The sequence below is a fragment of the Kitasatospora cathayae genome (genome assembly GCF_027627435.1).
Classification (GTDB): Bacteria; Actinomycetota; Actinomycetes; order Streptomycetales; family Streptomycetaceae; genus Kitasatospora; species Kitasatospora cathayae.
Map to the genome: position 1 here is coordinate 6425016 of NZ_CP115450.1, position 24257 is coordinate 6449272.

The following is a 24257-nucleotide window of genomic DNA, read 5'->3' on the forward strand; positions in this document are numbered from 1 at the left end:
TCCTTACACGGTAGTTGACGGATCGTCAGAGATGGATGCCGCACTCGGTCTTGCCGGAGCCGGACCAGCGGCCGGCCCGGGCGTCCTCGCCCTCGGCCGGCTTGCGGGTGCAGGACAGCGGCGAGCAGCCGATCGAGGTGTAGCCCTCCCACAGCAGCGGGTTGAGCAGCACGCCGTTGGCGGCGACGTAGGCGTCCACGTCCTCCTGCGTCCACCGGGCGATCGGGGCGATCTTGACCTTGCGGCGCTTCGGGTCCCAGGCGACCACCGGGGTGTTCGCCCGGGTCGGGGACTCGTCGCGGCGCAGCCCGGTGGCCCAGGCGTCGTAGCCGCCGAGGCCGCGGGTGAGCGGCTCGACCTTGCGCAGCGAGCAGCACAGGTCCGGGTCGCGGTCGTGCAGGTTCGGCCCGTGCTCGGCGTCCTGCTCGGCGACGGTCTTCAGCGGGGTGAGCGTGATGACGTTGACCGGCATGGTCGCCGCCACCGCGTCCCGGGTGCCGATGGTCTCCGCGAAGTGGTAGCCGGTGTCCAGGAACACCACGTCCACGCCGGGGAACACCGAGGAGGCGAGGTGGGCGACCACCGCGTCCTCCATGGAGGAGGTGACGCAGAACCGCTTGCCGAAGGTGTCGGCGGCCCAGCGCAGGACCTCCTGCGCCGTGGCCTCCTCCAGCTCGCGGCCGGCCGTGGTCGCGAGCTTCTCGTAGTCAGGTGCTGCGCTGGTCACGTGACGTACCCCCGTCGGTCGGTGCCAGCAGGCCGAGGAACTTCAGCTGGAAGGCGCGGCGGCACCCGTGGCACTCCCAGGCGCCGTGGCCGGCCTCGCAGGGGCGCAGGTCCTCGTCCCCGCAGTACGGGCAGAAGAACGGTGCGGCTCTCTCACTCATGACAGCTGCTCCTCGCTGGCCCGGGCCGTCCACTGGGCGAAGCGCTCGCCCTCGGTGCGGTCGGCCTGGTAGCGGGTCAGCAGGCGCTCGACGTAGTCGGGCAGGCCGGCGCTGGTGACCTTGAGGCCGCGGACCTTGCGGCCGAAGCCGGCCTCCAGGCCGAGCGCGCCGCCCAGGTGCACCTGGTAGCCCTCGACCTGGTTGCCGTGCTCGTCGGTGACGAGCTGGCCCTTGAGGCCGATGTCGGCGACCTGGATGCGGGCGCAGGCGTTCGGGCAGCCGTTGATGTTGATGGTCAGCGGCTCGGCGAAGTCGGGCAGGCGCTGCTCGAGCTCGTCGATCAGGGAGCGGCCGCGCTCCTTGGTCTCGACGATGGCGAGCTTGCAGTACTCGATGCCGGTGCAGGCCATGGTGCCGCGGCGGAACGGCGAGGGGGTGACCCGCAGGTCGAGCTCCTCCAGGCCGGCCACCACCGACTCGACGTGCTCCTCGGCGACGTCGAGGATCAGCATCTTCTGCTCGGTGGTGGTGCGCACCCGGTCGCTGCCGTGGGCGGCGGCGAGGTCGGCGATCCGGCCGAGCAGCTTGCCGTCGACCCGGCCGACGCGCGGGGCGAAGCCGATGTAGTAGCGGCCGTCCCGCTGCTGGTGGACGCCGACGTGGTCGCGCCAGCGGGCGACCGGCTCGACCGGCGCGGGGCCGTCGATCAGGCGGGTCTTCAGGTACTCGTCCTCCAGCACCTGGCGGAACTTCTCGGTGCCCCAGTCGGCGACCAGGAACTTCAGCCGGGCGCGGTTGCGCAGGCGCCGGTAGCCGTAGTCGCGGAAGATGCCGATCACGCCGCCGAAGACGTCCGGCACCTGCTCCAGCGGGACCCAGGCGCCCAGTCGCACGCCCAGCTTGGGGTTGGTGGACAGGCCGCCGCCGACCCACAGGTCGAAGCCCGGGCCGTGCTCGGGGTGGACCACGCCGACGAAGGAGACGTCGTTGATCTCGTGCGCGACGTCCAGCAGCGGGGAACCGGAGATCGCGGCCTTGAACTTGCGCGGCAGGTTGGAGAACGCCGGGTTGCCGATGAAGCGGCGCTGGATCTCCTCGATCGCCGGGGTGCCGTCGATGATCTCGTCCTGGGCGACGCCGGCCACCGGGGAGCCGAGGATGGCGCGCGGGGTGTCGCCGCACGCCTCGGTGGTGGACAGCCCGACGGCCTCCAGCTTCTGCCAGATCGCCGGGACGTCCTCGATCCGGATCCAGTGGTACTGGATGTTCTGCCGGTCGGTCAGGTCGGCGGTGCCCCGGGCGTACTGCTCGGAGACCTCGGCGATGGCCCGCAGCTGGGGGACGGTCAGCCGGCCGCCGTCGATGCGCACGCGCATCATGAAGTACTCGGCGTCCAGCTCGTGCGGGTCCAGGATCGCGGTCTTGCCGCCGTCGATGCCCTCCTTGCGCTGGGTGTAGAGCCCCCACCAGCGCATCCGGCCGCGCAGGTCGGCGGGGTCGATCGAGTCGAAGCCCCGGTGCGCGTAGATCGTCTCAATGCGTGTCCGCACATTGAGACCGTCGTCGTCCTTCTTGATCTGCTCGTTGGCGTTCAGGGGGGTGAAGTGGCCCATGCCCCACTGGCCCTCGCCGCGGTGGCGGGTCACCTTGCGAGCCGCGGCGGGGCGGCGCGCGGCAGTGCGGTCGGCCGTGGGCTCGGCGGTCTCGGGAGAGGTGGCCATGCTGAAGTCCTTCGGGGAAGGTGGCGCTGACGCCGGGTGGGTCGCGGAGCGTGCTCGGCCGTACGGGACTGCTGTGACCTGCGGGTTTCTCAGGGCCGGGAGAGCAGTGACCGGGCCGGGCGGGCGCCTGCGCATCCGCTGGTGCGGGGATGGCGGTGGGATCGGCGCCGGGTGCGGTGGTGCGGCGGGGTGGGAGCTCAGGTCACCGGACAGATGGCGCTGGACACGCGAAGGAGATCGACGTGGAGTCGACCTACTAGGGTGGTTCCGGCGCTAGGCATGGCAAGAGATTCGCACGGCGCGGGACTCGCGGTCCACTAACGTCCGGATTCTGGACGCTGAGATTTCGGATCGTGGGACGGTCGACCGTTCCCGCGGCTCCCCGCCGGGCGTCCGTCCGCGCGCTGCGCACGCGCCCGTACCCCCGGGGGAGATCAACCGGAGCGCCCGGCCCGATACCGTTAGCCCTGTGCAAGCAGCAGGCGATACGACCAGACCGAACCCCGAGCGGCCGTCCCGGCGCCGGGGCAAGGGCTCCCGGCGCGCGGCCAAACGGGCCACCTGGCGCCGCACGGCGTGGGACTTGATCAAGGACACCACCAACACCTGCGTCGAGTACCGCGTCACCGGCCTCGCCGCGGAGGCGGCCTTCTTCACCCTGCTGTCGATCCCGCCGCTGCTCCTCGGCCTGGCCGCCACCCTCGGCTACCTCGACGAGTTCCTCGGTGCCGGCACCATCGAACGGCTCAAGCACGACATCGTCTCGGCCTCCAGGACGGTCCTGTCGGAGTCCTCCGTCAACGAGGTCGTCAAACCGCTGCTCAGCCAGGTCTTCGACCACGTCCGGCCGGACCTGATCTCGATCGGCTTCCTGTTCTCGCTGTGGTCCGGATCCCGGGCGCTCTACATCTTCATCGACACCATCACCGTGATGTACGGGCTGGACGGCAAGCGGGGCATCGTCAAGACCCGGCTGATGTCACTGGGCCTCTACCTCGGCGCCCTGGTGATCAGCTCCCTGGTGCTGCCGCTGCTGATGGCCGGGCCCGGTCTGGTCGAGAACGCGGTGCACGGCATCGCGGGCCTCGTCGGCGCCGCCTACTGGCCGGTCGCGATCCTGCTGCTGATCGTCTCCCTCACCACCCTCTACCACCTGGCCGTACCGGTCTCCACGCCCTGGCGCGAGGACATCCCCGGCGCCCTGGTCGCCCTGGTGGTGCTGGTCTTCTGCAGCGTCGGACTGCGGATCTACCTGGTCAGCTCGATCGAGGGCCACTCGGTGTACGGCTCGCTGGCCGCGCCGGTGGCCGTGCTGCTGTGGATCTTCGTGGTGGCCCTCGCGGTGCTCATCGGCGCCGCCATGAACGCCGCCATAGACCGCCGCTGGCCCACCCTGGAGACCGCCGACGCCCGCGCCGAGAACGAGCGCGCCCACGAGGAGGCGGCCGCCGCCGTGGTCCGCGAGGTCGCCGCCCGACGGGCCGTCGAACGGGCCCGGCGCGCCCGCGAACTGGGCCTGGCCGAGGGCATGGAGGAGGAGTGGGGCGAGGAGGAGCTGGACGACGTCGACGCGCCCGCCGAGTACCCCGAGCGGTGGGCCGACGTGCTCGCCGCCGACAACCTGCGCGGGCGCCTCACCGCCCGCCCCGGGCCGCACCACCGGCCCGCCCCGCCGCCGCCGGACAGCGACCGGCCGGTGGGGCCGCCGCCGGTGGGGCCGCCGCCGGTGGGGCCTGGGCCGGGGCAGGAGCGGCCTGGGCCGGGGCCGAGGTACCCGTCCGGGCCGCCGTGGGAGCAGCGGTAGCGGTTCTCCGGCCGCCACGGGTTCCGGTCGCGGGTTCCGTTCGCGGGTTCGCCTGCGGGTTCCGTCCAGGGAGACGGGCAGGGATACGTGCAGGGATATGGAACAGGGCCTCCCCCGTGGTGCGGGGGAGGCCCTGTCCGTCTGTCAGGCCGTCCGGCCGGGTTCGTGGCCCTCGGCGGCCCTTCCGGGCCCCGGGTGCCGTCAGACGGACGGGTTCGGGGGGAAGGGGGACTGCGCCGGCCGGCCGTAGCCGTGGGTGGGCTGCTCCTCGACCGGGGGGTAGCCGTAGGACGGCTGCGGGGCGGCCGGCTGCGGTCCCCCGGCGGGGGGCCGGCCGAAGGCGGGGCGCACCTCGGTGAGGGCGCCCGGGTCCGCGAGGCCGGGGCCGGCGGGGGCCGGCGCCGTCGGGTCGGGGCCCGGAGTCTGCGGCCGGCCGGCGCCCGCGGTCTGGCCCTGGTTCTGGCCCTGGCCCGTTGAGGCCGGGTCGGATGCCGCCGCCGGACGGCCGGCCTGGCCGCTCTGCGCGGGGAGCGGCTCGGGGGTCGGCTGGACCGGGTCCAGGGCGGTGCGGCCCGAGGAGTCGCTCAGCTTGATCAGCAGCGCGACCATCAGCCAGTTCGCCAGCAGTGAGGAACCACCGGCCGCCAGGAACGGCAGCGCCTTTCCGGTCAGCGGCACCAGCCCGCTCACGCCGCCGACCACCACGAAGATCTGCAGCGCGAGCGCCGCCGACAGCCCGGCGGCCAGCAGCTTGCCGAACGGGTCGGTCAGGCCGATCGCGGTGCGCAGGCCGCGCTGGATCAGCAGCACGTACACCAGCAGGATCGCGGTCACCCCGGCCAGGCCCAGCTCCTCGCCGATGGTGGTGAAGATGAAGTCGCTGCGCCCGGCGAAGCCGATCAGCCACGGCCGGCCCGAGCCCAGGCCCGTCCCGGTCATGTGGCCGGTGCCCAGGCTGAACAGGGCCTCGGCGGGCTGTTCGGAGATCGCCGGGTCGTGCACCGGCTTGTAGTAGTCGAGCGGGTGCAGCCAGGCCTCGACCCGGCCGTGCACGTGCGGTTCCAGGGTGCCGACCACCGTCGCGCCGCCGACCGCCATGATGATGCCGAGCACCACCCAGCTGGTGCGTTCGGTCGCCACGTACAGCATCACGATGAAGAGGCCGAAGAAGATCAGCGAGGTGCCCAGGTCGCGCTCGAAGATCAGCACCAGCAGGCTGACCGCCCAGATCGCCAGCACCGGACCGGCGTGCCGGCCGCGCGGCAGGGTCATCCCCCAGACCTTCCGCCCGGCCAGCGCCAGGGCGTCCCGGTTGGCCATCAGGTAGCCCGCGAAGAAGATCGTGATCGCGACCTTCACGAACTCGTCCGGCTCGAAGGAGGGCAGCCCGGGGAGCTTGATCCACCGCTTGGCGCCGAAGCTGTCGGTCGGCGAGAACACCGGCGCGGTCAGCAGGATCAGCGCGCCCGCCATCATCAGGTAGACGTACCGCTGGAAGAAGCGGTGGTGCTTGACGAAGACGATCAGCGCGAGCGCCGCCGCCACCGAGATGAACACCCACATGAACTGGCCGGGCGCGGCCGGGACCTTCTGGTAGTCGCCCTTGAGCGGGTGCGCGGCCTTGTAGCTGAAGTCCAGCCGGTCCAGCAGCACCAGCCCGAAGCCGGTCAGGAAGACGCCCAGCGGCAGGATCAGCGGGTCCGCGTACGGCGCGAACCGGCGCACCGCCAGATGTGCCACCGCGACCAGCGCCCCGAGGGACAGGCCGTGGACCAGCAGCCCGGGCGGCAGCTTGTCGGTCAGCGCCAGCGAGGCGTCGATGTGTCCGGCCAGACAGACGGCCACCGCGAGCGCCAGCAGGCCCAGCTCGATGTTGCGGTGGCGCGCGGCCAGCCGGCGGCCCTCGCCGCGTGCAGTGCTTTGCACCTCTTGTCGTCCCCTTGTTGTCACCCACGTGGCCGGTATCGCGCCGACGGTGCATCCTGCCAGACGATGGCGGCTCCGCGCCGGTTGCGCCTGCGGGCCGGGCAAGGGCAGAACTTTGCCTCGGCAAAGCTTTGTTCGGCTTTGGTAAAGGTTTGTTCAGGCCCGGGTATAGAGGTGGGCCCCGGCTGTGGCGGGCCCGGTCCGGAGGGCCATCATGGCCGGGCGCCGCGGCTCCTGCCCGGCGACTCCCGGCGCCTCCCCGGCGGCCCCCGACGCCCCTCCCGGCGACGGCCGGGTGGCGGGTGCGGACGAGGCGGGCGGACGGATGAACGGCGCGGTGGACGTCGCGGTGGATGCCGCGGCCCGGACACTCGGCCACGGCGGCGCCGCCCGGGCGCTCGCCTACGGCGGACCGCCCGCGTGGCAGTGGTCCGACCTGGCCACCTCCTGGACCCTCGAACCGCTGGTGCTCGCCCTGTCGGTGCTCCTCGGCGGCTGGTACCTGAGCGCGGTGCGCACCGTCCACCGCGGCGACGGCGAACGCTGGCAGCCCACCCGCACCGCGGCCTTCCTCGGCGGGCTGCTGCTGTGGATCTGGTGCACCTGCTCCGGCCTCGGGGTGTACGAGCGCATCCTCTTCACCGACCGGGCCGTACAGGTCGTGCTGCTGCTCATGGTCGTCCCGCTGCTGCTCGCGCTCGGCGCGCCCGTCTCGCTGCTGGTCGAGTCCTCGCCGGAGCACCGGCGGGAGCGGATCCTGCGGGTGCTGCGCAGCCGGCCGTCCAAGGTGCTGATGTTCCCGGCGGTCTCCACGGCGCTGCTGATGGCGCCGCCGTGGCTGCTCTACTTCACGCCCTGGTACGAGTGGTCGCTCTCCAGCGGGGTCGGGAACGTGGTGCTCCACCTGGCGCTGGTGCTGCTGGGCCTCGCCTACTTCTGGCCGCGGCTGCAGCTCGACCCGGTCGGGCACGAGTACCCGCACCTGGTGGGGCTGTTCATCACCTTCGCCGAGGTGATCTTCGACGCGGGGCTCGGGATCGTGCTGATCTACGGCGGCCACCTCGTCGCCGAGCACTACTACGTCGCGCTCGGGCGCCCCTGGGGGCCGAGCCTGGCCCAGGACCAGACCTGGGGCGGCAACGCCTTCTGGGTGCTGGGCGACCTCGTCGGGCTGCCGTTCCTGGCCGCGCTGGTGCGGCGGATGGTGGTGCAGGGGCGCGAGGAGATCAAGGCCGTGGACGCCGAGCTGGACGCCCGCTTCGAGGCGCAGGCCGCGCAGGCCCGGGCGGCCGGGCTGCCGGAGGAGGAGGAAACGGGCATGCGGCCGTGGTGGCTGGACGACCCGAACCTCAAGCACCGCTACGGCGGGTAGCCCGGCTTCCCGCTTCTTCCCGTCCCGCCGGGTCCAACCTTGCTCCCGCCGGGTCCAACCTTGCTCCCGCCGGGTCCAACCTTGCTCCCGGCGGGGCTGCTGGCGGTCCCCCGCCGAGGGCTCCCTCGCCGCTCAGGACCGCGTTTCCGCAGGTCAAAAATAGGTTGGCCGTCATGGCCCGCTCCGCTAGCGTGTGACGCGTCAGGTTCGGGGCCATTGGGCCGCCGGAGGAGTTTCGGGGGCCGTTGGGCCACCCGAGGAGTAGAGAGCAGGAGGTGAACCCCGTGGTCGTTGTCGCCCCGATAGCTGCCCTGGGCAGCGCTCGCGTTCACCTCCTTTTCCCGGCCGCCGGCTGAGCCTTCCGCGCCAGCCGTAGCCCGCCGGGACCATCTCCTCCCGAAGGGCCACTGCGTTGTTCAACGCTGCCTCCGTTCCGTCGTTCTCTTCTTCTTCCTTCTCCTCCGAGAGCCTCACTGGCTTCACTGGGAGCTCCACCGAGAGCCCCACGCTGGCCGGCTACGGCTGGACGCCCGAGCTCGACCAGCTCTTCGCCCCGCTCGCCGAAGCCGGGCTGCTCCCGGCCCGGATCGTCCGGGTCGACCGCGGCCAGTGCGACGCCGTCCTCGCCGATCCGGAGACGGGCGAGCTGCGCACCGTCCGGCTCGACACCAGGCGGGTGGGCGACGCCGACATGATCAACTGCCCGTGCACGGGCGACTGGGCCGCCGTCGACCTGCATGCCCAGCCGATGGCCGCCGTCACCGCTCTGCTGCCACGCTCCACCGCGATCATCCGCAAGGTGGCCGGCAAGCGCTCCGACGGCCAGGTGCTGGCGGCCAACGTCGACACCGTCCTGATCGCCGCCTCACTCGCGGCCGATCCCGACCTCGGGCGGATCGAGCGCTTCCTCGCCCTGGCCTGGGAGTCCGGCGCCGAACCGCTGGTCGTCCTCACCAAGGCCGACCTCGTCGACGACGCCGAGTTCATCCGGGCCGACGTCGAAGCGGTCGCCCCCGGCGTCACCGTGCTGGTGGTCAGCGCCGAGACCGGCGAGGGCATCGACGTGCTGCGCGCCTGCGCCCCTGGCACGGCGGTGGTGATCGGTCAGTCCGGTGTGGGCAAGTCCACCCTCACCAACGCGCTGGCCGGCGCCGATGTGATGGCAGTCCAGCAGGCCCGCGAGGTCGACCAGAAGGGCCGCCACACCACGACCACCCGCGAACTGATACCGCTTCCCGGCGGGGGCGTGCTGATCGACACCCCCGGGCTGCGCGAGGTCGGCCTCTACGGTGGTGAGGGGGTGGACCTGGCCTTCGCCGACATAGCCGAGCTGGCCGAGGAATGCCGCTTCCACGACTGCAACCACCACACCGAGCCCGGCTGCGCGGTGCGGGCGGCGCTGGCCGACGGCACCCTGCCGCAGCGCCGGATGGACAGCTACCTCAAGCTCCAGCGCGAGAACGAGTGGATCGCCTCCCGCTCGGACGCCCGGGTGGCCAAGGCGCGGCTGAACAAGTGGAAGGCCATCACCAAGTCGATGCGCGCGGCGGGAGGTCCGGTGAAGCGCTGAGCGGAGGTGCTCCTGACCCTAAGGGCGGGCGACGGCCCGGCTCGGGCGGGTTCGAACGCTCGCGCTGGCCACCTGCAGTGGCCACCTGTTCTGGTCGGCCGCTGGCGGCCGACCAGAACAGGACGGGCCGGGGTGCGTGGGCGCAGTGAGCGTGGTGAGCGAGAAGCGCCGGTTGGCCGCCGTGCGTCCGGTGGATCCGGCGGGTGTGGTGGGTTGGTGGCGGGTGGGCGCGGGGGCAGCCACGTCGGCGACTCCCAAACAGCGGTTCCGTCGCCGCTTCGGCAAGGCCGAAGCGGCGACGGGAGGACAAGCGAGGGGCCCAGCCCCCGGGCCATCAGATCCGAATCCCTCCAGGAGCGACCGTCCCACTGGCCTCCAGCCCATCGATCGGCGACCACTCCTGCTCCAAAATCGAGTAGGTGATCGAGTCGCGCCAGGCACCGTGGACGAAGACGTGGTCGCGGATCCGACCGTCCTCGGTCATGCCGACTCGGAGCAGAGTGCGCTCGGAGGCCTCGTTCAGCGGTGAGCGAGCCGCCCAAATGCGGTGCAGGCCGAGGTAATTGAAGCCGAGTGCGCACAGCAGGTGGACCGTCTCGGTGCCGAGGCCCTTGCCCCACTCTGCCGGGTGGAGGGCGAACCCGATGGCGGCGGCTTGCTGGGGCTCAGTCGCCAGACGCGCGTAGCCGATCAGCTGGTGCGCGCCGAGCCGAGTGATGGCGAGGCAGTACTCGGTGCGAGGGGTTGTCTTCGCTGAGGCGATGGAGCGGGCGGTGATCGCCTGGACCTGCTCGCGGGTGCGGGGTTCGAAGCTGAGGTGCCGGGTGGCCACGGGATCGCCGTAGATGGCGAGGAGGGCGTCGGTGTCCTCGGGTTCGACTTCGCGCAGTGCCAGGCGGGGGCCGGCCAGGTGGACTGAGGTCATGGCTGCGGAGCCTATCCGCGGGATCACCGGACGAGGACCGAGGTCGGGGTGGCGGTGAAGGCCTCGATCTCCTGCCGCAGGTTGACGCCCACGATGCCGTTGCCACGGCTATCGGCGCTCAGCGCGGCGTGGACGCGCTGAGTGCTGCTGACGATGCCGAAGTTCCGCTGCTCGATGGGGAGGTCGAGCACCGGGCGGACGGCCTCGGCAGCCCCTTCGATCTCGCCTCGCGCGATGCGGGCGAGGGCGAGGTCGGTCTGGGCGCCGGCCTCGTCGCCGAAGGCCCACTCGTCCTCGAAAGCGTCGCGGTAGGCGGCGACGGCGGCCTCGGACTGGCTCTCGCCGAGTGCGGCGTCCTCGCCGAGCTGCACGGTGGCCTCGGCGACGTAGTAGAGCTGGCGGGGGACTGGGAAGGTCATGATGCCGCCGAAGGCGTCGAGGTCGTCGGGTTCGACAGCCCCACGGGACTCCTCGGCCTGCTGGATTGCGGCGCGGGTGGCCTCGCCGTCACCGAGGAGGGAGTGGGCACGGGCGGAAAGACAGGCCAGCCAGACGCCGGTAGTGCCGCGGACGTCGCCGGCCGCGCTCTGCCCGAGGGCGGCGTACTCGGCGGCCTCGCCGGGGCGGCCCGCCCAGTAGGAAATGAGCGACTGGAGCGAGCGGACCCAGGCGCGCATCGCGTGGTGGTCGGCGTTGTCGGCGCAGACGAAGGCGGTGCGGGCCTGCATCATCGCGGCGCTCGGGTTGCCCAGGTCGTGGCTGGCCTTGGCGAGCATGCCGGAGGTGATCCCGGCGAGCAGGTACAGCTCGCGGGCCTGCAGGGGCTTGACGCGGCCGTGTTCGAGGAGGCGAAAGGTGAGGTCCTGGACCTCGACCAAGTCGCCGAGCAGGGTCGGCAGCGCCAGCCTCGGGTAGGCGACGGTCAGCCGCCGCACCTCGTCGTGGATCTGTCCCAGGGTCTCCGGGCCGATGCTGCTGCCCTCCGCCAACGCGGTGAACCGAAGTGCACGACGAGCCGCCATCGCGACCTGCCTTTCCAATTCCGTGGTGCCCGCGTCGAAGCGGGTCTCGCTGTTGGACGGGCCACCGGCAGGCAGTACCGCTGCCTGCTCGGAGGGGAGAAGGACAGGGACCGGCCGTGGCGGCGGGACGACGAACGAGCCGGCGACCGCAGGCGCCGGCAAGGAAGCGGCGGGTGCGGGCGCGAGGAGCACGTCGACGCTGACGCCGAACATCGCCTCCAGCACTCGGCACTGGTCAGGGTAGGGCCGAGTCTTCACCGCGCCGCCGTACCAGCGCTCGAATTGCCGTTTGGAGACCGACAAACCACGAAGCCGAAGGTCGTTCTCCTGCTCGGCGGCCGAGTTCGCCGTCGACTCGAACCGGAGGCGGAAGGTCTCGTAGACCTGCCAGTGCCGCTGCAGCGTCAAGACCCTTAAGAGAGTGGGAGTTTCGGCCACAGCGAATCCTCTCCGTCCCTGTTCGTCTGCTCTGACGATAGCCATGGCCGGTCCGTAGGAAACCCGTCCGGAGGGCTCTCGGGCCAGATGACGGCAGCCATGACGGTGGCCATGACGCACCACGTCGTCGGCCACGCCAACCAGCTCCCGGCGACGACGAGGCCATGACGGCAGCGACGCCGTATCGATGCGTAACCATTCGACGCCATGCTGACGGCACTTCGCAATCCGCACACAACTGACAGCGAAGCGTGAGGTCGGGGCGGCGTGCAGCACCTGCTGATCACCCCGTCCAGTACCACTGGCGCACCGGCCCGTGGCCGGCACTGGGAGGGACCCGATGCACGACGCCATGACCGGACACGACTCCGGTGTGATCGCCGCCAACCCGGCGCCCGACGAGTACGTCGCCCGGATCGAGGTCTGGCCCGCCTGCGCCTGCCCGCAGCATCGCGCCGACTGATCCGCGCGAGTCGCACCCGCCAACACAGGGGCGCAACAACGCCCCAACCCTTTTCCACTCGCTCGCCCGAGAGGAGAACCAGCCATGCACCGGTTGACCGACACGCCCGCGCTGCACACCGAACTGGAGCGCATCGACTACCGCACCACCCCCGCGTACTACTTCGACGCCGAGCAGATCACTGACCCGGTGGTGCTGCACCTGCTGAGCCGCTGCCCGACCGTGTTCGGCATCAAGAAGGCCATCACCGACCTGCTGGCCGGCAACCTGGACATCCCGCTGCCGAAGGCCACCGGGGCCATCGAGCCCGGCGCCACCGTTCGGGGCCAGGTGATCGTGGCGCCCGGGGCTGTCATCGCCGAAGGCGCGTTCGTCACCGGCCCGGTGCTGGTGTGCCCCGGCGCGGTGATCGAGGCCGGCGCCCGGGTCCGCGACAACACCGTCGTCGGCCCCGACTGCCGCATCGGCTTCGGCGCCGAGGTCGCCCGCTGCTTGCTGACCGGTGGCGTCTTCATGAAGCACACCAGTTTCGTCGGGGACTCCGTGCTCGGCCTCGGCGTCAACATCGGTGCGTTCGTGTCCACCACCGGCCTGCGGGTCACCTCCGGTCCGGTCACCGAACCGGCCACCGAAGAGGTCTGCGCCCACCTCGACGGCCGCCGCATCGCCACCGGCCAGACGAAGTTCGGCGCGGTGATCGGCGACGGCGTGATCGTTCCCGCCGGCACCGTGCTCCAGCCCGCCACCCTGATCGGCGCGCACACCCTGCTCTACCCGAAGACCCAGGTCGGGGGTTTCTTCCCGGCCGGAAGCCAGGGAAGGTGACCATGCCCACCAACGACACCGCCACGACGACCGACCAGCGGGCCGTACGGATCACGGGAGGCCGCCGCCTGGCCGGCACCGCCACCGTCCAGGGCAGCAAGAACATCGCCCTGCACCTGTACGCCGCCGCGATCCTCGCCGACGACCCGCTCACCCTGGCCGGCGCACCCGAGATCCTGGACACCCTGGTTGTCGCCGACATCCTGCACCGCACCGGAACCCGCGCCACTGTGACCGGTGACGAGTTCGCCACCCGCCCGGCCGACTCCTACTTCCCCGTCATCCCGGACGATCTCGGACGGCGCATCCGCACCACCGCGGTGATGGGCGGCGCTCTGCTGGCCCGCACCGGCAAGGTCACCTTCCCCACCCCTGGCGGGGACGCCTTCTGCGCCCGCTACATCGACCGGCACCTGGCCGCGATGGAAGCCGCAGGGGCCGAGGTCGAGGTGGACCGGGGCCGGGTGCGGGCCCGCTTCACCGGCAAACGGCTGCCGTTCATCACCGACGCCGAGACCCGCTCGTGGGGGCCGAGCCTGGGTGCGACGGTCACCGCGATGCTGCTGGCCGCCCGGACTCCGGGCACCTCCGCGATCCTCAACCCCAGTGTGGAACCCGAGGTCACCCACACCGCCGCCCTGCTCTCGCAGGCCGGCGTCGGCATCGAGTGGCGCGGCAGGAAGGTCCTGAACGTCACTGGTACCGACCGCATCCGGGGCGGGGTGTTCACCGTGCCGCCGGACCGGCTGGAGGCCGCCACCCTCGCGCTGGCCGCCGCCATCACCGGCGGCACCGTCCACCTGGATGGCTTCCCGCCGGCCGCGTTCCCGGACGGGCTGGTGTCGGTGTTCGCCGATGCCGGAATCCAGCTCGACCCGCTGGACGGCGGAACGGCCATCTGCACCCCGGCCGGGCCGCGGCCGGTGCAGATGGCCACCGGCCCGCACCCGGGCTTCCCGACCGACGTGCAGCCGCAGCTGACCGCCTTCCTCACCCAGGCCGAGGGCACGTCCCGCATCAACGAGCGGATCTACACCCAGCGCGACACTCACCTGCCCGCCCTGGCCGCGTTCGGCGCCGCCGTCAACGCGACCGGCTCGGTGATCACCGTCCGGGGCCGATCCGCCCTCACCGGCGCCGACGTGGCCGGGGAAGACATCCGGGCGGTGACCGCTCTCGTGATCGCCGCCCTGGCCGCCGAGGGCACCTCTACGATCCGAGGGATGTATCACCTGCGGCGCGGATACGGCAGCCTGCTGCCGAAGTTGGCCGCGCTCGGTGCCGACCTGACGATCGACCAGGAGTAGCCGTGACCCTCACCGTGCCGTGGAAGCCGAACGCGCTCGCCGACCTGCGCGAGTGCCTGGATCTGATGACCGCTGACGGCACCGTGCCTGGTGGTGTCATCGCCCACGGCACCTTCGACACCGAGCCCGGCTACCTGGCGTCCGGCGTCGTCGCCCCGGAGTGCGGCGACGCCCGGCCGGGGCCGGGCACGGTGTACGACGTGGCCTCGCTGACCAAGGTCCTGGCCACCTGGCCGCTGGTCGGCACCTCCCTCATGGATGGCTTCACCCTGGACACCCCGATCCGCGAACTGCTGACCGGCATCCCGACCGAGGCACCCGGAGGCCAGGTGACGGTTCGCCAGGTCCTGACCCACACCTCCGGCCTGCGGGCCGACACCCGCCTCGACCAGTACCGGCACCGCGCCGAGCCGCTGGCCGACCTGATCTGCGGAGAGCCGCTGATCGCCGACCCCGGAGCCGGTCACCGCTACATCAACCGCGGCTTCATCCTCCTCGGCCTGGCCCTGGCCCACTACCGCTGCCAGCGCCTGGACGAGCTCGCGACCGAGCTCTGGCAGCACCTCGGCATGACAAGCACGACCTACGGACCGGTGCCCCGCTCCGCTCAGGTCGCCCCGACCGAGCAGCGACTGTCCGGCGGGCCCCGGCTGTGGGGGATGCCGCACGACGACAACGCCGCCCTGCTCGGCGGAGTCGCCGGCCACGCCGGGGTGTTCACCACCCCGGCCGACCTCGCCACCTTCGCCACCCACCTGCTGACCTCACACGCCGCCGATGGGCCCCTGGGCCGCTGGCTCGCCTACAGCATGCGGCCGCAGGCCGAGATCGAGCCGGGCCTCGACCGTGGCCTGGCCTGGATCCTGGCGGACGAGGGCAGGGTCGCCTACCACCACGGCTTCACCGGGACCAGCCTCTACCTCGCCCCGGCCACCGGCCGCTACCTGGCCATCTGCACCAACGCCGTCTACCACCACCAGGACAACCGCACCCGCCTCGCCCCACTGCGGACCCTCGCCCTCAAGGCGATCACCGACGAACCCTAGGAGGGCCACCCGTGCCCAGCAGCACGCTCGCGTCCCTCACCACCCTGCGGCTCGGCGGCCCGGCCAGCGACGTCCTGCAGGTCGCCGACCCCGACGACTGGTTCGAACTGGTCCGTACGATCGGCGACCGGCAGGAGGACGCACCCCTCACCCTCGGCCACGGCAGCAACGTCATCGCCTCCGACAACGGCCACGAGGGCACCGTCGCCGTGATGAACACCCGGGGCATCACCGTGAAGCGGGTGGACGACGACACGATGGCCGCGACCGTCCAGGCCGGCCACCCGCTCGCCGACCTCGTCCAGTGGGCCGCAGCCGAACACCTCGCCGGAATCGAGTGCCTGGCCGGCATACCCGGCACTGTCGGCGCCGCCCCCGTCCAGAACGCCGGAGCCTACGGCCAGCAGGTCTCCGACACCCTTGACCGCCTCACCGCCTGGGACTGGGACACGGGCCGCCTGCGGACCCTGCCCGCCCAGGCATGCCGCCTCCGCCACCGCGACAGCCGCTTCAAAAACGACCCCGGCCGCTGGACCATCCTCACCGCGACGTTCCACCTCACCCGCTCACCGGCTGCGCCGATCACGTACCAGCCGCTCGCCGACGAACTCGGCGTCCACGTCGGCGCCCGACCGCCCGTCGCCGAGGTGGCCACCGCCGTCCTCGCCAACCGTCACCGCCGTGGACTCCTCCTCGATCCCCACGGACCCGACGCCCGCCAGGCCGGATCGGTCTTCCTCAACCCACCCGTCACGGCCGCCCAGGCCGCCCGCTGGTCGGCTGCCGGCTGCCCGGTCCACACCGACAGCGACGGGCAGCTGCGGGCCAGCGCCGGCTGGCTGCTGGAGCACACCGGCTACCGCCCCGGCTACAAGATCGCAGACGGCATCCGTTGCTCGGAACGCCGCACCCTCACCCTCACCGCCCACGACGGAGCGACCGCAGCTGGCTTCGCCCAGGCCCTCACCGCACTCTCGGCGCAGGTCGGGACCGCGACCGGATTCACGCTCCACCCCGAGCCGGTACCGGTCGGCACCTGGCAGTGATCCCCACCTTTCTCATGCGGCCACATCTATCAGTTCCCGTGCAGGGGGTTTTTCGTCGCCGCTTCGGCACAGCCGGAGCGGCGACGGGGAGGCCCCCAACGGTGATGTCCGATTTCCGCCAGTGACGTCCTCCCCCGTGCCGCAGACTGGACAACGTGATCGACGACGACATCCGGTACCGAGCCGTGGACAGCCGTGACGCCCGTTTCGACGGCGTGTTCTTCACGGCCGTCACCTCCACCGGCATCTACTGCCGACCGAGCTGCCCCGCCGTGACCCCCAAGCGCGCCAACTGCCGCTTCTACCCCAGCGCCGCAGCCGCCCAGGGCGCCGGCTTCCGGGCCTGCCGCCGCTGCCGCCCGGACTCCGTCCCCGGCTCCCCGGAGTGGAACCACCGCGCCGACCTGGTCGGACGCGCGATGCGTCTGATCGGCGACGGGGTGGTGGACCGCGAGGGAGTCGCGGGCCTGGCCGGCCGGCTCGGCTACAGCGCCCGGCAGCTGCAGCGCCAGCTGACCACCGAGCTCGGCGCCGGCCCGATCGCGCTGGCCCGCGCCCGCCGTGCCCAGACCGCCCGGCTGCTCCTGCAGACCACCGAGCTGCCCGTGACCGACGTCGCGTTCGCGGCCGGCTTCGCCTCGGTCCGCCAGTTCAACGACACCGTTCGCGAGGTCTACGACCGCACCCCCAGCGGCCTGCGCGCCGAGGTCGTGGCGGGCCGCCGCACCGCGACCCCGGCCGGCGGCCTCACCCTGCGCCTGGCCTACCGCGGCGCGATCGACAGTGACCACCTGATCGACTTCCTCGGACTGCGCGCCGTGCCCGGCGTGGAGGAGGTCGTGCCCGGCGCGCGCCCCGGCGTGCGCACCTACCGGCGCACCCTCGCGCTCCCGTACGGGCACGGCATCGCCGAGGTCGACGGCCTCGCCCCGGGGGACCCGCGCACCCGCGGCTGGCTCGACTGCCGCCTGCTGCTCGCCGACCTGCGCGATCTGCCGACCGCCGTCCAGCGGCTGCGCGTCCTCTTCGACCTGGACGCCGACCCCGACGCCGTCGACGAGCAGCTCGGCGCCGACCCGGTGCTGGGCCCGCTGGTCCGCGAGCGCCCCGGCCTGCGCTCGCCCGGTCACGTGGAACCGCACGAGCTCGCCGTCCGCGCCGTGCTCGGCCAGCAGATCACCGTCGGCGCCGCCCGCACCCTGGCGGGCCGGCTCGCCGAGAAGTACGGCACCGCGCTGCCCGAGCCGAACGGCGGCCTGCGGCTGCTCTTCCCCACGGCGGCGGCCCTGGCCACCGCCGACCCGGAGGACTTCGCGATGCCCGCGGCCCGCCGCCGCGCGCTCACCGGCCTGTGCGCGGCGCTGGCCGAGGACGTGGTGCGCCTGGACGGCGGGGTGGACCGGGAGGAGGCCGCCGCCCGGCTGCTGGCCCTGCCCGGCATCGGCCCGTGGACGGTCGGCTACCTGCGGATGCGCGCCCTCGCCGACCCCGACGTCTTCCTCCCGAGCGACATCGGCGTCAAGCACGGCCTGATCCGGCTCGGCGCCCCCGGCGACCCGAAGGCCGCCGCCCGCGCCGCCGAGTCCTGGGCCCCGTGGCGCTCCTACGCCGTCCACCGCCTGTGGGCCGGCCTCGCGAGCCCCGCCCCGGTCACCGGAACCAGCCCCGACATCAGCACCAGCACCGGAACGGAGTACGACCCGGCATGAGCACCACCGTCTACACCACCATGGAGAGCCCCTTCGGTCGCCTGCTGCTCAGCGGTGTGCGGCCCGACGACGGCGGCGCGGCGGCCCTCGCCACCGTCACCGCGCCCGGACAGAAGTACGCGCTGGCCGAGCCCGCCGACGACTGGGAGTTCGACCCCGAGGCCCTCGCCGAGCCGGTCGCCCAGCTGACCGCCTACTTCGCCGGCGAGCGCACCGCCTTCGACCTGGCGCTCGCCCCCGAGGGCACCGAGTTCCGCCGCCGGATCTGGGCCGCGCTGGACGAGGTCCCGTACGGCACGACCGTCACCTACGGCCAACTCGCCGAGCTGGCCGGGCAGTCGCCGCGGATGGTCCGGGCGGTCGGCGGCGCGGTGGGTGCCAACCCGCTGCTGATCGTGCGCCCCTGCCACCGGGTGCTCGGCGCCAACGGCTCGCTCACCGGTTTCGCGGCGGGCGTGGACCGCAAGCGCCGGCTGTTGGAGCTGGAGAGCGGCACGCTCTTCTGAACGCGCCGAACAGGCCCTTCCGACGGGCGTCAACCCCGCAGGTCCACCCGCCAGTCGTTGCTGCGCATGAACCGCCCGGGCGGGAACTCGAACTCCGTCTCGCCGAGCAGCGTGAACCCGGCCTTCGCGCAGACCGCGTTGGAGGCGGGGTTGTCCACCGAGGGGAAGGCGTGCAGGTAGCGGTGCGGGGCCTCGCGCCGGGCGGCCGCGACGGCGGCCCGGGTGGCGGTCACCGCGATGCCCTTCCCCTGGTGCCCGGGCAGCACGTTCCACCCCATCTCGTGCACGGTCTCGCCCGCCCAGGTGCGGGTGCCGTAGCCGACCGTGCCGACCGCCTCGCCCTCGGGCAGCAGCACGATCCGGTACATGCAGCCCAGGCCGGACGGGACGAAGTCCAGGTAGCGCCCGTGCCGGACGAGCAACTGCTCCTCCGTCTCCGGCCCGCCGACGTGCTTCTTCATGTCCGGTGTGTTCACCCGGCGCAGCAGTGCGAGGTCGGCGTCCGTCCAGGGCTCGATCTGTACCTCGATGTCGGTCATGCCGGGGACGGTAGTCCCCGCCGCCTTCCGGCGGCCACCGATTTCAGCCGGCCGCAGGCCCCTCGGGCAGGGTGCCCGGCTGGGCCAGGGCGCGGGCGAGCCGGTCGAGGGCGGGCAGCGCGTGGACGACGGCGTCGCGGTCGGCCGGGTCGAGGGTGCCCAGGGCGGTGGCGATCCGGCGTTCGTGGGCGTGCTGCCAGTCGTCCAGTTGGCGGCGTCCGGCCGGGGTGAGCGCGATCCGGGCGGTGCGCCGGTCGCCGGGGTCGGCCTGGCGGTCGACGAACCCGGCTTCCAGCAGTTTGCCGACCAGCCCGCTGACGGTGTTGGGGGCGAGCCGCTGCCGGGCGGCGAGTTCGCCGACCCGCAGCGGGGCGGCGGCGAGGGTCTGGAGGAGTTCGACCTGCGCCATCGGCAGGGATTCCCACGGGTAGTCGGTGCGGATGCTGCTGCGCAGGGCGCGGCGCAGCCGGGTGACGGTGTCGGTCAGCCGCCGGGCGTGTTCGACCGCCGGGTCCGGGCTTTCGGTGGCGGAGTCGGGAACGCGTGGTGACGACGGCATGGCGGACAGCGTATCGCCTGGTACGGGGCTGTTCCGGGGCGCTGTCCGCCCCTCGGCCGCGGTGTGGCCGTACCGCTGGCTCCTTCGTATCGCAGCACGAGCAAGTCGTAGAAAGAACATATCTGCATCCGATATGTTTGTCCCATGAACGCCGCCGTCCTTGCCGCGCGCCTGCTCACCGAGCGGCCCCGGCCCCGCGGCATCGCCGGCTGGCGCCACGCCCACTGGCTGGCCGTCGGCACCGTCTGTCTCGGAGCCTTCCTCGGCCAGCTCGACGCCAGCGTCATCGCCCTGGTCTTCCCCGCCCTCGGTCGCCACTTCGACGCGGGCTTCGCCACCGTCGAGTGGGTCGCCCTCGCCTACCTGCTCGTCCTGGTCGCCCTGCTGGCCCCGATCGGCTGGCTGTCCGACCTGGTCGGCCGCAAGACCATGTACATCGGCGGTTTCGCCGTCTTCGGCCTGTCCTCGCTCGGTGCCGGGTGCGCCGACAGCCTGTGGATCCTGGTCGGCTGCCGGGCCGTGCAGGCCGTCGGCGCCGCGATGATGCAGGCCAACAGCGTGGCCCTGGTCGCACGCGGCGTCCCGGAGCACGCGATGCGCCGCGCGCTCGGCATCCAGGCCGCCGCCCAGGGCCTCGGGCTGGCGCTCGGGCCGAGCCTGGGCGGGCTGCTGGTGGAGCACGCCTCGTGGCGGTGGGTGTTCTGGGTGAACGTGCCGATCGCCGTGTTCGGCATCGTGGCCGGCCGGTACCTGCTGCCCCGCACCCGGACCGGCCCGCCGACGGCGGTCCCGAAGCCGCGCGGCGAACGACCGCGCGGCGAGAGGCTGCGCGACGATACGCCGCGCAGCAGCGGGCGGCAGCCGCGCGAGCCCCGCTTCGACCTGCCCGGCATGCTGCTGCTCACCGGCGCGACCACCGCGCTGCTGCTCGCGCTGTCCACGGCCTCCGGCCTGCCGCTGCCCGGCTGGGCGGTCGCCGTCCTGCTGCTGGCCGCCGCCGTCCTCGCCGTGGCGCTGGTGCGCCAGGAGCGCCGGGCGGCCCGGCCGATCCTGGCGCCCGGGCTGGTCAACACCCCGGGCGTGCGGTCCGGGCTGGTGGTCGCGCTGATCGGCTACCTGCTGCTGTTCTGCCCGCTCGTGCTGGGCCCGGTGCTGCTGACCGGCGCGGGCGTGTCGACGGCGGCCGCCGGCCTGGTGGTCACCCTGCTGCCCGCCGCGTTCGCCGTCGCCGCGACGGTCGGCGGCGGGCTGCTGCCCCGGGGCTGGTCGGACGTCACCAGGTGCCGCTTCGGTGCGGGCCTCGCCGCCGCCGGACTGCTGACGTTCGCGGTGCTGCCGGTCTCGGCCGCCGCGGTGGCGGTCCCGCTGCTGGTCGCCGGGTACGGGCTGGGCCTGCTGCTGCCGGCCAACAACGCCCTGGTGATGCGGGCGATCCCGGCGGAGTGCTCGGCCGTCGGCGGCGGCATGGTGAACATGGCACGCAGCCTCGGCACCGCGCTCGGGATGGCGCTGTCCGTCCTCGGTGTCCACCTGGCGGGCGCGGCGTCCGGTGGGCGGACGGTGCTGGTCACCCTCGCGGCGGTCGCGGTGGCGGCCGTCGCGCTGACCCGCCCCGCCGCAGCCCGGACCCGCCCGGCGGCGGCCACGCGCTGACGTACGGCGGCCACGCGGTGCCGTACGACGGCCACCGACCTGCCGTACGACGGCTACGCGCTGACGTTCAGGGCGTCCTGGGCGCGGTTCAGGCCGAGCCGCACCAGCGTCTCCAGGGCGTCCGCGCAACGCTCCAACACCCCTGGCATCGCGGTCAGTTCCTCGTCCGAGAACTTCTTCAGCACGTAGTCGCCGACGCTCTGCCCCTTCGGCGGGCGGCCGATGCCGAAGCGCAGCCGGACGAAGTCCCGGGTGCCGAGCACGTCGCCCACCGAACGCACCCCGTTGTGCCCGCCCGGGCCGCCGCCGCGCTTCAACTTGCCGGTGCCGTAGGCGAAGTCGAGGTCGTCCTGGACGACCACCAGACGCTCGACCGGCACCGAGTAGCGGCGCATGAGTCCGGCCACCGGGCGGCCGGACTGGTTGATGGTGAACCACAGCGGCTTGGCCAGCAGCACCGGCCGGCCGTCCACCTCGATCTCCGCGACCACGCTGCCGATCCCGCGCCGGCGGAACCGGGCGCCGTGCCGCTCGGCCAGCCGGTCCACGGTCAGGAAACCCGCGTTGTGCCGGGTCAGCCGGAACCAGGGGCCGGGGTTGCCCAGTCCGGCGATCAGCCAGGGCGCGTCGGTGGTCATGCGGGGGTGCTCCAAGGGAGGTGCGGACGGCGGCCGGCCGGGGCGCGGTACGGGCGGGTCGCGGGACCCGCCGTCGCGCCCCGGCCGGCCGGGGAACGAGGGGAACGGGAGGAACGAGGGGGACGGAGGGGAGGACTGCGGGGATCAGGACGCGGGCACGCCGGGGGCGGCGCCGCGCTCCTTGAGCATGTCGGTCATCAGCTCCAGCTCGGACGTCTGCGCGACCACCATCGACTGGGCGAGCCGCTTCTCGACGTCGTTCTTCGCCATGTCGACGTAGCCCTGGGCCATCTCGACGCCGCCCTTGTGGTGCTCGATCATCAGCTGCAGGTAGTACACCTCGGCGTCCCGCCCGCTGAGCGTGCGCAGCTTCGCCATCTGGGCGTTGGTGGCCATGCCGGGCATCAGCGAGCCGTCGTGCGCCTGGTAGTCGTGGTCCATCTTCATCCACGCCATCGGCTTGGCGGTCGAGTGCTGCGGCAGCCCCCACTGGTCCAGCCAGCCCGTCATCATCCCGCGCTGGTTGGCCTGGGTGTTGATGATGTCGAAGGCGAGGGTGCGGGTCGGCTCGTCGCCGGTGCGGTCCCGGACGATGAACGACAGGTCCACCGCCTGCTGGTGGTGGGTCGCCATGTCGCGGGCGAACCCGGCCTCGGGCGAGTCGTCCGCGGGGATGGTGATCGAGGCCGAACCGGAGGCCGAGGTCCCCCCGGCCACCACGGCCGGCAGCCCGAGCGCCAGCGCCACCGCGGCGGCCAGCGCGGCCGGCCACCACATCCGCCGTCGGCCGGGACGGGCCGTGGCCTCCTCCTGCGGGTCCGCTTCCGGTTCCAGGGCGTCCTCGGGGCGGGTCCGGTCGGCGCTCACATCTGCCCCATGGTGCAGGAGGCGCCCGGCTCCTGGGTCTGCTTGCCCTGGACGTACTTGTTGAAGAACTGGTTGACCCGCGGGTCGCTGGCGCTGTCCACGATCAGCTGGGTGCTCCAGGCGTTCAGGGTGATGGTGCCCTGCTCGTCCGGGTACGGGCTCATCAGCGAGTACGGGGTGGCCTTGACCTTGTCGGAGAGGGTCTTGATGTCCTCCGGCGTGGCCTTGCCGTTGTACGTCACCCAGACGGCGCCGTGCTCCAGCGAGTGGACGGCGCGCTCGTTCTCGACCGGCTGGTCGTAGACGTGGCCCATGCAGTCCAGCCAGATCGCGTTGTGGTCGCCGCCGACCGGCGGGGTCATCGGGTAGTTGACCTTGTCCTTGACGTGGTTGCGGCTCAGGTCGCCGAAGGTCTTCACGCCCGGGATGTCCGCGTTGGCGGCGGCCTCGCGGTCCTTCTTCTTCTGGTTCTGGTCCATGACGAACCAGGTGCCGGTCGCGATCGCGCCGATCACCAGCACACCGGCGGCCACCGAGGCGACGACCTTGTTGCGGCGGTCGCGGCGCTGCTCGGCGGCGCGCAGCTCGGCGATCCGGGTGCGGCGGTCGACGGCACCCTTGCCACCGGGCTTGTTGGACTGCTTGGAGGCGGAACCCATGATGGTTGTCCTTGTCCCCGCCGCGCACGGCTGGTGGCGACGGTCGGCTGAAGTGGGGGGAGGGGCGGACCCGCCGACGGGCAGCGTCGGCGGTGGGTTCCGCTCAGGACCGGTGGACCTGGAGTTCGTGCAGATCGGGGGCCGGGTGCGGGCCGTCCAGCAGGCCCGCGGGCATCACCCGGGGCAGCGCCTCGGGCGCTGGGGAGGCGAGTGGCCACGCGGCGGGCTGCGGATGCGGCGGCGGGTTCGGCAGCTGGGCGTCCTGCGGGCAGAACGGGTGGCTGGAACAGCCGTTGTTGCGCGGTGGCTGGCCGTCGGCGGTGCACAGGATCCAGTGGTCCTGCTGCTCCGAGACCCGGAGGTGGCCGTGATCGGACGCCCGGGCGGCATCGCGCGCGGCATCACGGGCGTGCGAGGACTGGGCGGTGGCCTCCGCGGCGCTGACCACCGAGACGGCACTGACCGGGTCCGGCGCCGGGCGGGCGGACGCGTCCGCCTTCGCCAGGCCCGTACACGGCAGCGCGGCCAGCAGGGTGACCAGCAGCAGGACCAACAGCGCACCCGCCGGGCGGCCCGCCGATGCGGCCCTCCCCGGTCGGGGTGAGCTCGGGGCCGACGCGGTCATGCGGACATTTAATCAGCCGAACGGGTGAAGCGATGCCCCTCATCGGCCCTCATTTTCGACCGCCAACACCCCGCAATCTCCAGGAAACGCCCTGCTCGGGGCACATCCGGCAAGCGCGGACGGAACGGAAACGAACGCGGCGGTGACGGC

The 24257-nt window shown here is 72.8% G+C and carries 24 protein-coding genes; 11 read left to right on the forward strand and 13 right to left on the reverse strand.

The features are described from left to right. Positions 1 to 25: 25 nt before the first annotated feature. The 4 genes from O1G21_RS28830 to O1G21_RS41465 form a co-directional block, all read right to left on the reverse strand. On the reverse strand, positions 26 to 727 hold the full coding sequence (locus tag O1G21_RS28830) for a phosphoadenylyl-sulfate reductase (protein WP_270147762.1): 702 nt from the start codon (positions 725 to 727) through the stop codon (positions 26 to 28). Then, on the reverse strand, positions 708 to 887 hold the full coding sequence (locus O1G21_RS28835) for a hypothetical protein (RefSeq protein WP_270147763.1): 180 nt from the start codon (positions 885 to 887) through the stop codon (positions 708 to 710). Before O1G21_RS28835 ends, O1G21_RS28830 begins: the two co-directional genes overlap by 20 nt. Next, positions 884 to 2608 carry a nitrite/sulfite reductase gene (locus O1G21_RS28840; RefSeq protein ID WP_270147765.1) on the reverse strand — a complete coding sequence of 575 codons (1725 nt, stop codon included), beginning with the start codon at positions 2606 to 2608 and terminating at the stop codon, positions 884 to 886. Before O1G21_RS28840 ends, O1G21_RS28835 begins: the two co-directional genes overlap by 4 nt. Positions 2609 to 2805: 197 nt before the next feature. After that, the gene (locus tag O1G21_RS41465; RefSeq protein ID WP_310593185.1) at positions 2806 to 2889 is read right to left on the reverse strand and encodes a putative leader peptide; all 84 of its coding nucleotides are present in this window, start codon (positions 2887 to 2889) and stop codon (positions 2806 to 2808) included. A gap of 188 nt (positions 2890 to 3077) precedes the next feature. Between O1G21_RS41465 and O1G21_RS28845 the strand changes: the two genes are divergently transcribed. Beyond that, positions 3078 to 4412 carry a YihY/virulence factor BrkB family protein gene (locus tag O1G21_RS28845; RefSeq protein WP_405000732.1) on the forward strand — a complete coding sequence of 445 codons (1335 nt, stop codon included), beginning with the start codon at positions 3078 to 3080 and terminating at the stop codon, positions 4410 to 4412. Between the two features lie 201 nt (positions 4413 to 4613). Here O1G21_RS28845 and O1G21_RS28850 read toward each other — a convergent pair whose 3' ends face one another. Further along, positions 4614 to 6338, reverse strand: a complete 1725-nt coding sequence (locus O1G21_RS28850) for an FtsW/RodA/SpoVE family cell cycle protein (RefSeq protein ID WP_333493505.1) — start codon at positions 6336 to 6338, stop codon at positions 4614 to 4616. 214 nt (positions 6339 to 6552) lie between these two features. Here O1G21_RS28850 and O1G21_RS28855 point away from each other — a divergent pair, with 214 nt between their 5' ends. Both O1G21_RS28855 and rsgA read left to right on the forward strand, forming a co-directional pair. After that, entirely contained in the window at positions 6553 to 7710 is a 1158-nt protein-coding gene (locus tag O1G21_RS28855) for a cytochrome c oxidase assembly protein (protein WP_270147769.1), read from the forward strand. A 412-nt stretch (positions 7711 to 8122) separates the two neighbouring features. Beyond that, positions 8123 to 9280 carry a ribosome small subunit-dependent GTPase A gene (rsgA, locus tag O1G21_RS28860; RefSeq protein ID WP_405000733.1) on the forward strand — a complete coding sequence of 386 codons (1158 nt, stop codon included), beginning with the start codon at positions 8123 to 8125 and terminating at the stop codon, positions 9278 to 9280. A gap of 334 nt (positions 9281 to 9614) precedes the next feature. Here the strand turns inward: rsgA and O1G21_RS28865 are convergent, their stop codons facing one another. Together O1G21_RS28865 and O1G21_RS28870 are read right to left on the reverse strand one after the other, a co-directional pair. Then, entirely contained in the window at positions 9615 to 10205 is a 591-nt protein-coding gene (locus O1G21_RS28865) for a GNAT family N-acetyltransferase (RefSeq protein ID WP_270147770.1), read from the reverse strand. Between the two features lie 23 nt (positions 10206 to 10228). Next, a complete protein-coding gene (locus O1G21_RS28870) occupies positions 10229 to 11635 on the reverse strand; it encodes an ATP-binding protein (protein WP_270147772.1) in 1407 nt (468 codons plus the stop codon). Between the two features lie 370 nt (positions 11636 to 12005). Here O1G21_RS28870 and O1G21_RS28875 point away from each other — a divergent pair, with 370 nt between their 5' ends. The 7 genes from O1G21_RS28875 to O1G21_RS28905 all read left to right on the forward strand — a co-directional run bounded on the left by O1G21_RS28875 (position 12006) and on the right by O1G21_RS28905 (position 18567). Further along, a complete protein-coding gene (locus O1G21_RS28875; RefSeq protein WP_270147773.1) occupies positions 12006 to 12128 on the forward strand; it encodes a hypothetical protein in 123 nt (40 codons plus the stop codon). Positions 12129 to 12212: 84 nt separating this feature from the next. Beyond that, positions 12213 to 12953: an LbetaH domain-containing protein gene (locus tag O1G21_RS28880; RefSeq protein WP_270147774.1), complete on the forward strand. Its 741-nt coding sequence runs from the start codon at positions 12213 to 12215 to the stop codon at positions 12951 to 12953. A gap of 2 nt (positions 12954 to 12955) precedes the next feature. Beyond that, positions 12956 to 14260, forward strand: a complete 1305-nt coding sequence (locus O1G21_RS28885; protein WP_270147776.1) for a UDP-N-acetylglucosamine 1-carboxyvinyltransferase — start codon at positions 12956 to 12958, stop codon at positions 14258 to 14260. A 2-nt stretch (positions 14261 to 14262) separates the two neighbouring features. Beyond that, on the forward strand, positions 14263 to 15306 hold the full coding sequence (locus tag O1G21_RS28890; RefSeq protein WP_270147777.1) for a serine hydrolase domain-containing protein: 1044 nt from the start codon (positions 14263 to 14265) through the stop codon (positions 15304 to 15306). Positions 15307 to 15317: 11 nt separating this feature from the next. Further along, positions 15318 to 16352 carry a UDP-N-acetylmuramate dehydrogenase gene (locus tag O1G21_RS28895; RefSeq protein WP_270147778.1) on the forward strand — a complete coding sequence of 345 codons (1035 nt, stop codon included), beginning with the start codon at positions 15318 to 15320 and terminating at the stop codon, positions 16350 to 16352. Positions 16353 to 16507: 155 nt separating this feature from the next. Continuing rightward, complete coding sequence (locus tag O1G21_RS28900; protein WP_270147779.1) at positions 16508 to 18061, forward strand: DNA-3-methyladenine glycosylase 2 family protein; 1554 nt, start codon at positions 16508 to 16510, stop codon at positions 18059 to 18061. Beyond that, the gene (locus O1G21_RS28905; RefSeq protein ID WP_270147781.1) at positions 18058 to 18567 is read left to right on the forward strand and encodes a methylated-DNA--[protein]-cysteine S-methyltransferase; all 510 of its coding nucleotides are present in this window, start codon (positions 18058 to 18060) and stop codon (positions 18565 to 18567) included. Before O1G21_RS28900 ends, O1G21_RS28905 begins: the two co-directional genes overlap by 4 nt. 29 nt (positions 18568 to 18596) lie before the next feature. Here the strand turns inward: O1G21_RS28905 and O1G21_RS28910 are convergent, their stop codons facing one another. Both O1G21_RS28910 and O1G21_RS28915 read right to left on the reverse strand, forming a co-directional pair. After that, entirely contained in the window at positions 18597 to 19106 is a 510-nt protein-coding gene (locus tag O1G21_RS28910; protein ID WP_270147783.1) for a GNAT family N-acetyltransferase, read from the reverse strand. 43 nt (positions 19107 to 19149) lie between these two features. Continuing rightward, the gene (locus O1G21_RS28915) at positions 19150 to 19665 is read right to left on the reverse strand and encodes a MarR family winged helix-turn-helix transcriptional regulator (RefSeq protein WP_270147784.1); all 516 of its coding nucleotides are present in this window, start codon (positions 19663 to 19665) and stop codon (positions 19150 to 19152) included. A 144-nt stretch (positions 19666 to 19809) separates the two neighbouring features. On the opposite strand from O1G21_RS28915, the gene O1G21_RS28920 reads away from it, so the two are divergent. Beyond that, positions 19810 to 21318 (forward strand): MFS transporter, encoded by a 1509-nt coding sequence (locus O1G21_RS28920; RefSeq protein WP_270147785.1) that lies wholly within the window; start codon positions 19810 to 19812, stop codon positions 21316 to 21318. A 53-nt stretch (positions 21319 to 21371) separates the two neighbouring features. On the opposite strand, the gene pth is transcribed toward O1G21_RS28920, so the two are convergent. The 4 genes from pth to O1G21_RS28940 all read right to left on the reverse strand — a co-directional run bounded on the left by pth (position 21372) and on the right by O1G21_RS28940 (position 24107). After that, positions 21372 to 21956 (reverse strand): aminoacyl-tRNA hydrolase, encoded by a 585-nt coding sequence (gene pth, locus O1G21_RS28925; protein WP_270147786.1) that lies wholly within the window; start codon positions 21954 to 21956, stop codon positions 21372 to 21374. Between the two features lie 144 nt (positions 21957 to 22100). Beyond that, the gene (locus O1G21_RS28930) at positions 22101 to 22733 is read right to left on the reverse strand and encodes a DUF305 domain-containing protein (protein ID WP_405000836.1); all 633 of its coding nucleotides are present in this window, start codon (positions 22731 to 22733) and stop codon (positions 22101 to 22103) included. Positions 22734 to 22819: 86 nt separating this feature from the next. Next, positions 22820 to 23482 carry a DUF3105 domain-containing protein gene (locus tag O1G21_RS28935; protein ID WP_270147790.1) on the reverse strand — a complete coding sequence of 221 codons (663 nt, stop codon included), beginning with the start codon at positions 23480 to 23482 and terminating at the stop codon, positions 22820 to 22822. 103 nt (positions 23483 to 23585) lie between these two features. After that, entirely contained in the window at positions 23586 to 24107 is a 522-nt protein-coding gene (locus O1G21_RS28940) for a hypothetical protein (protein WP_270147791.1), read from the reverse strand. Positions 24108 to 24257 lie beyond the last annotated feature (150 nt).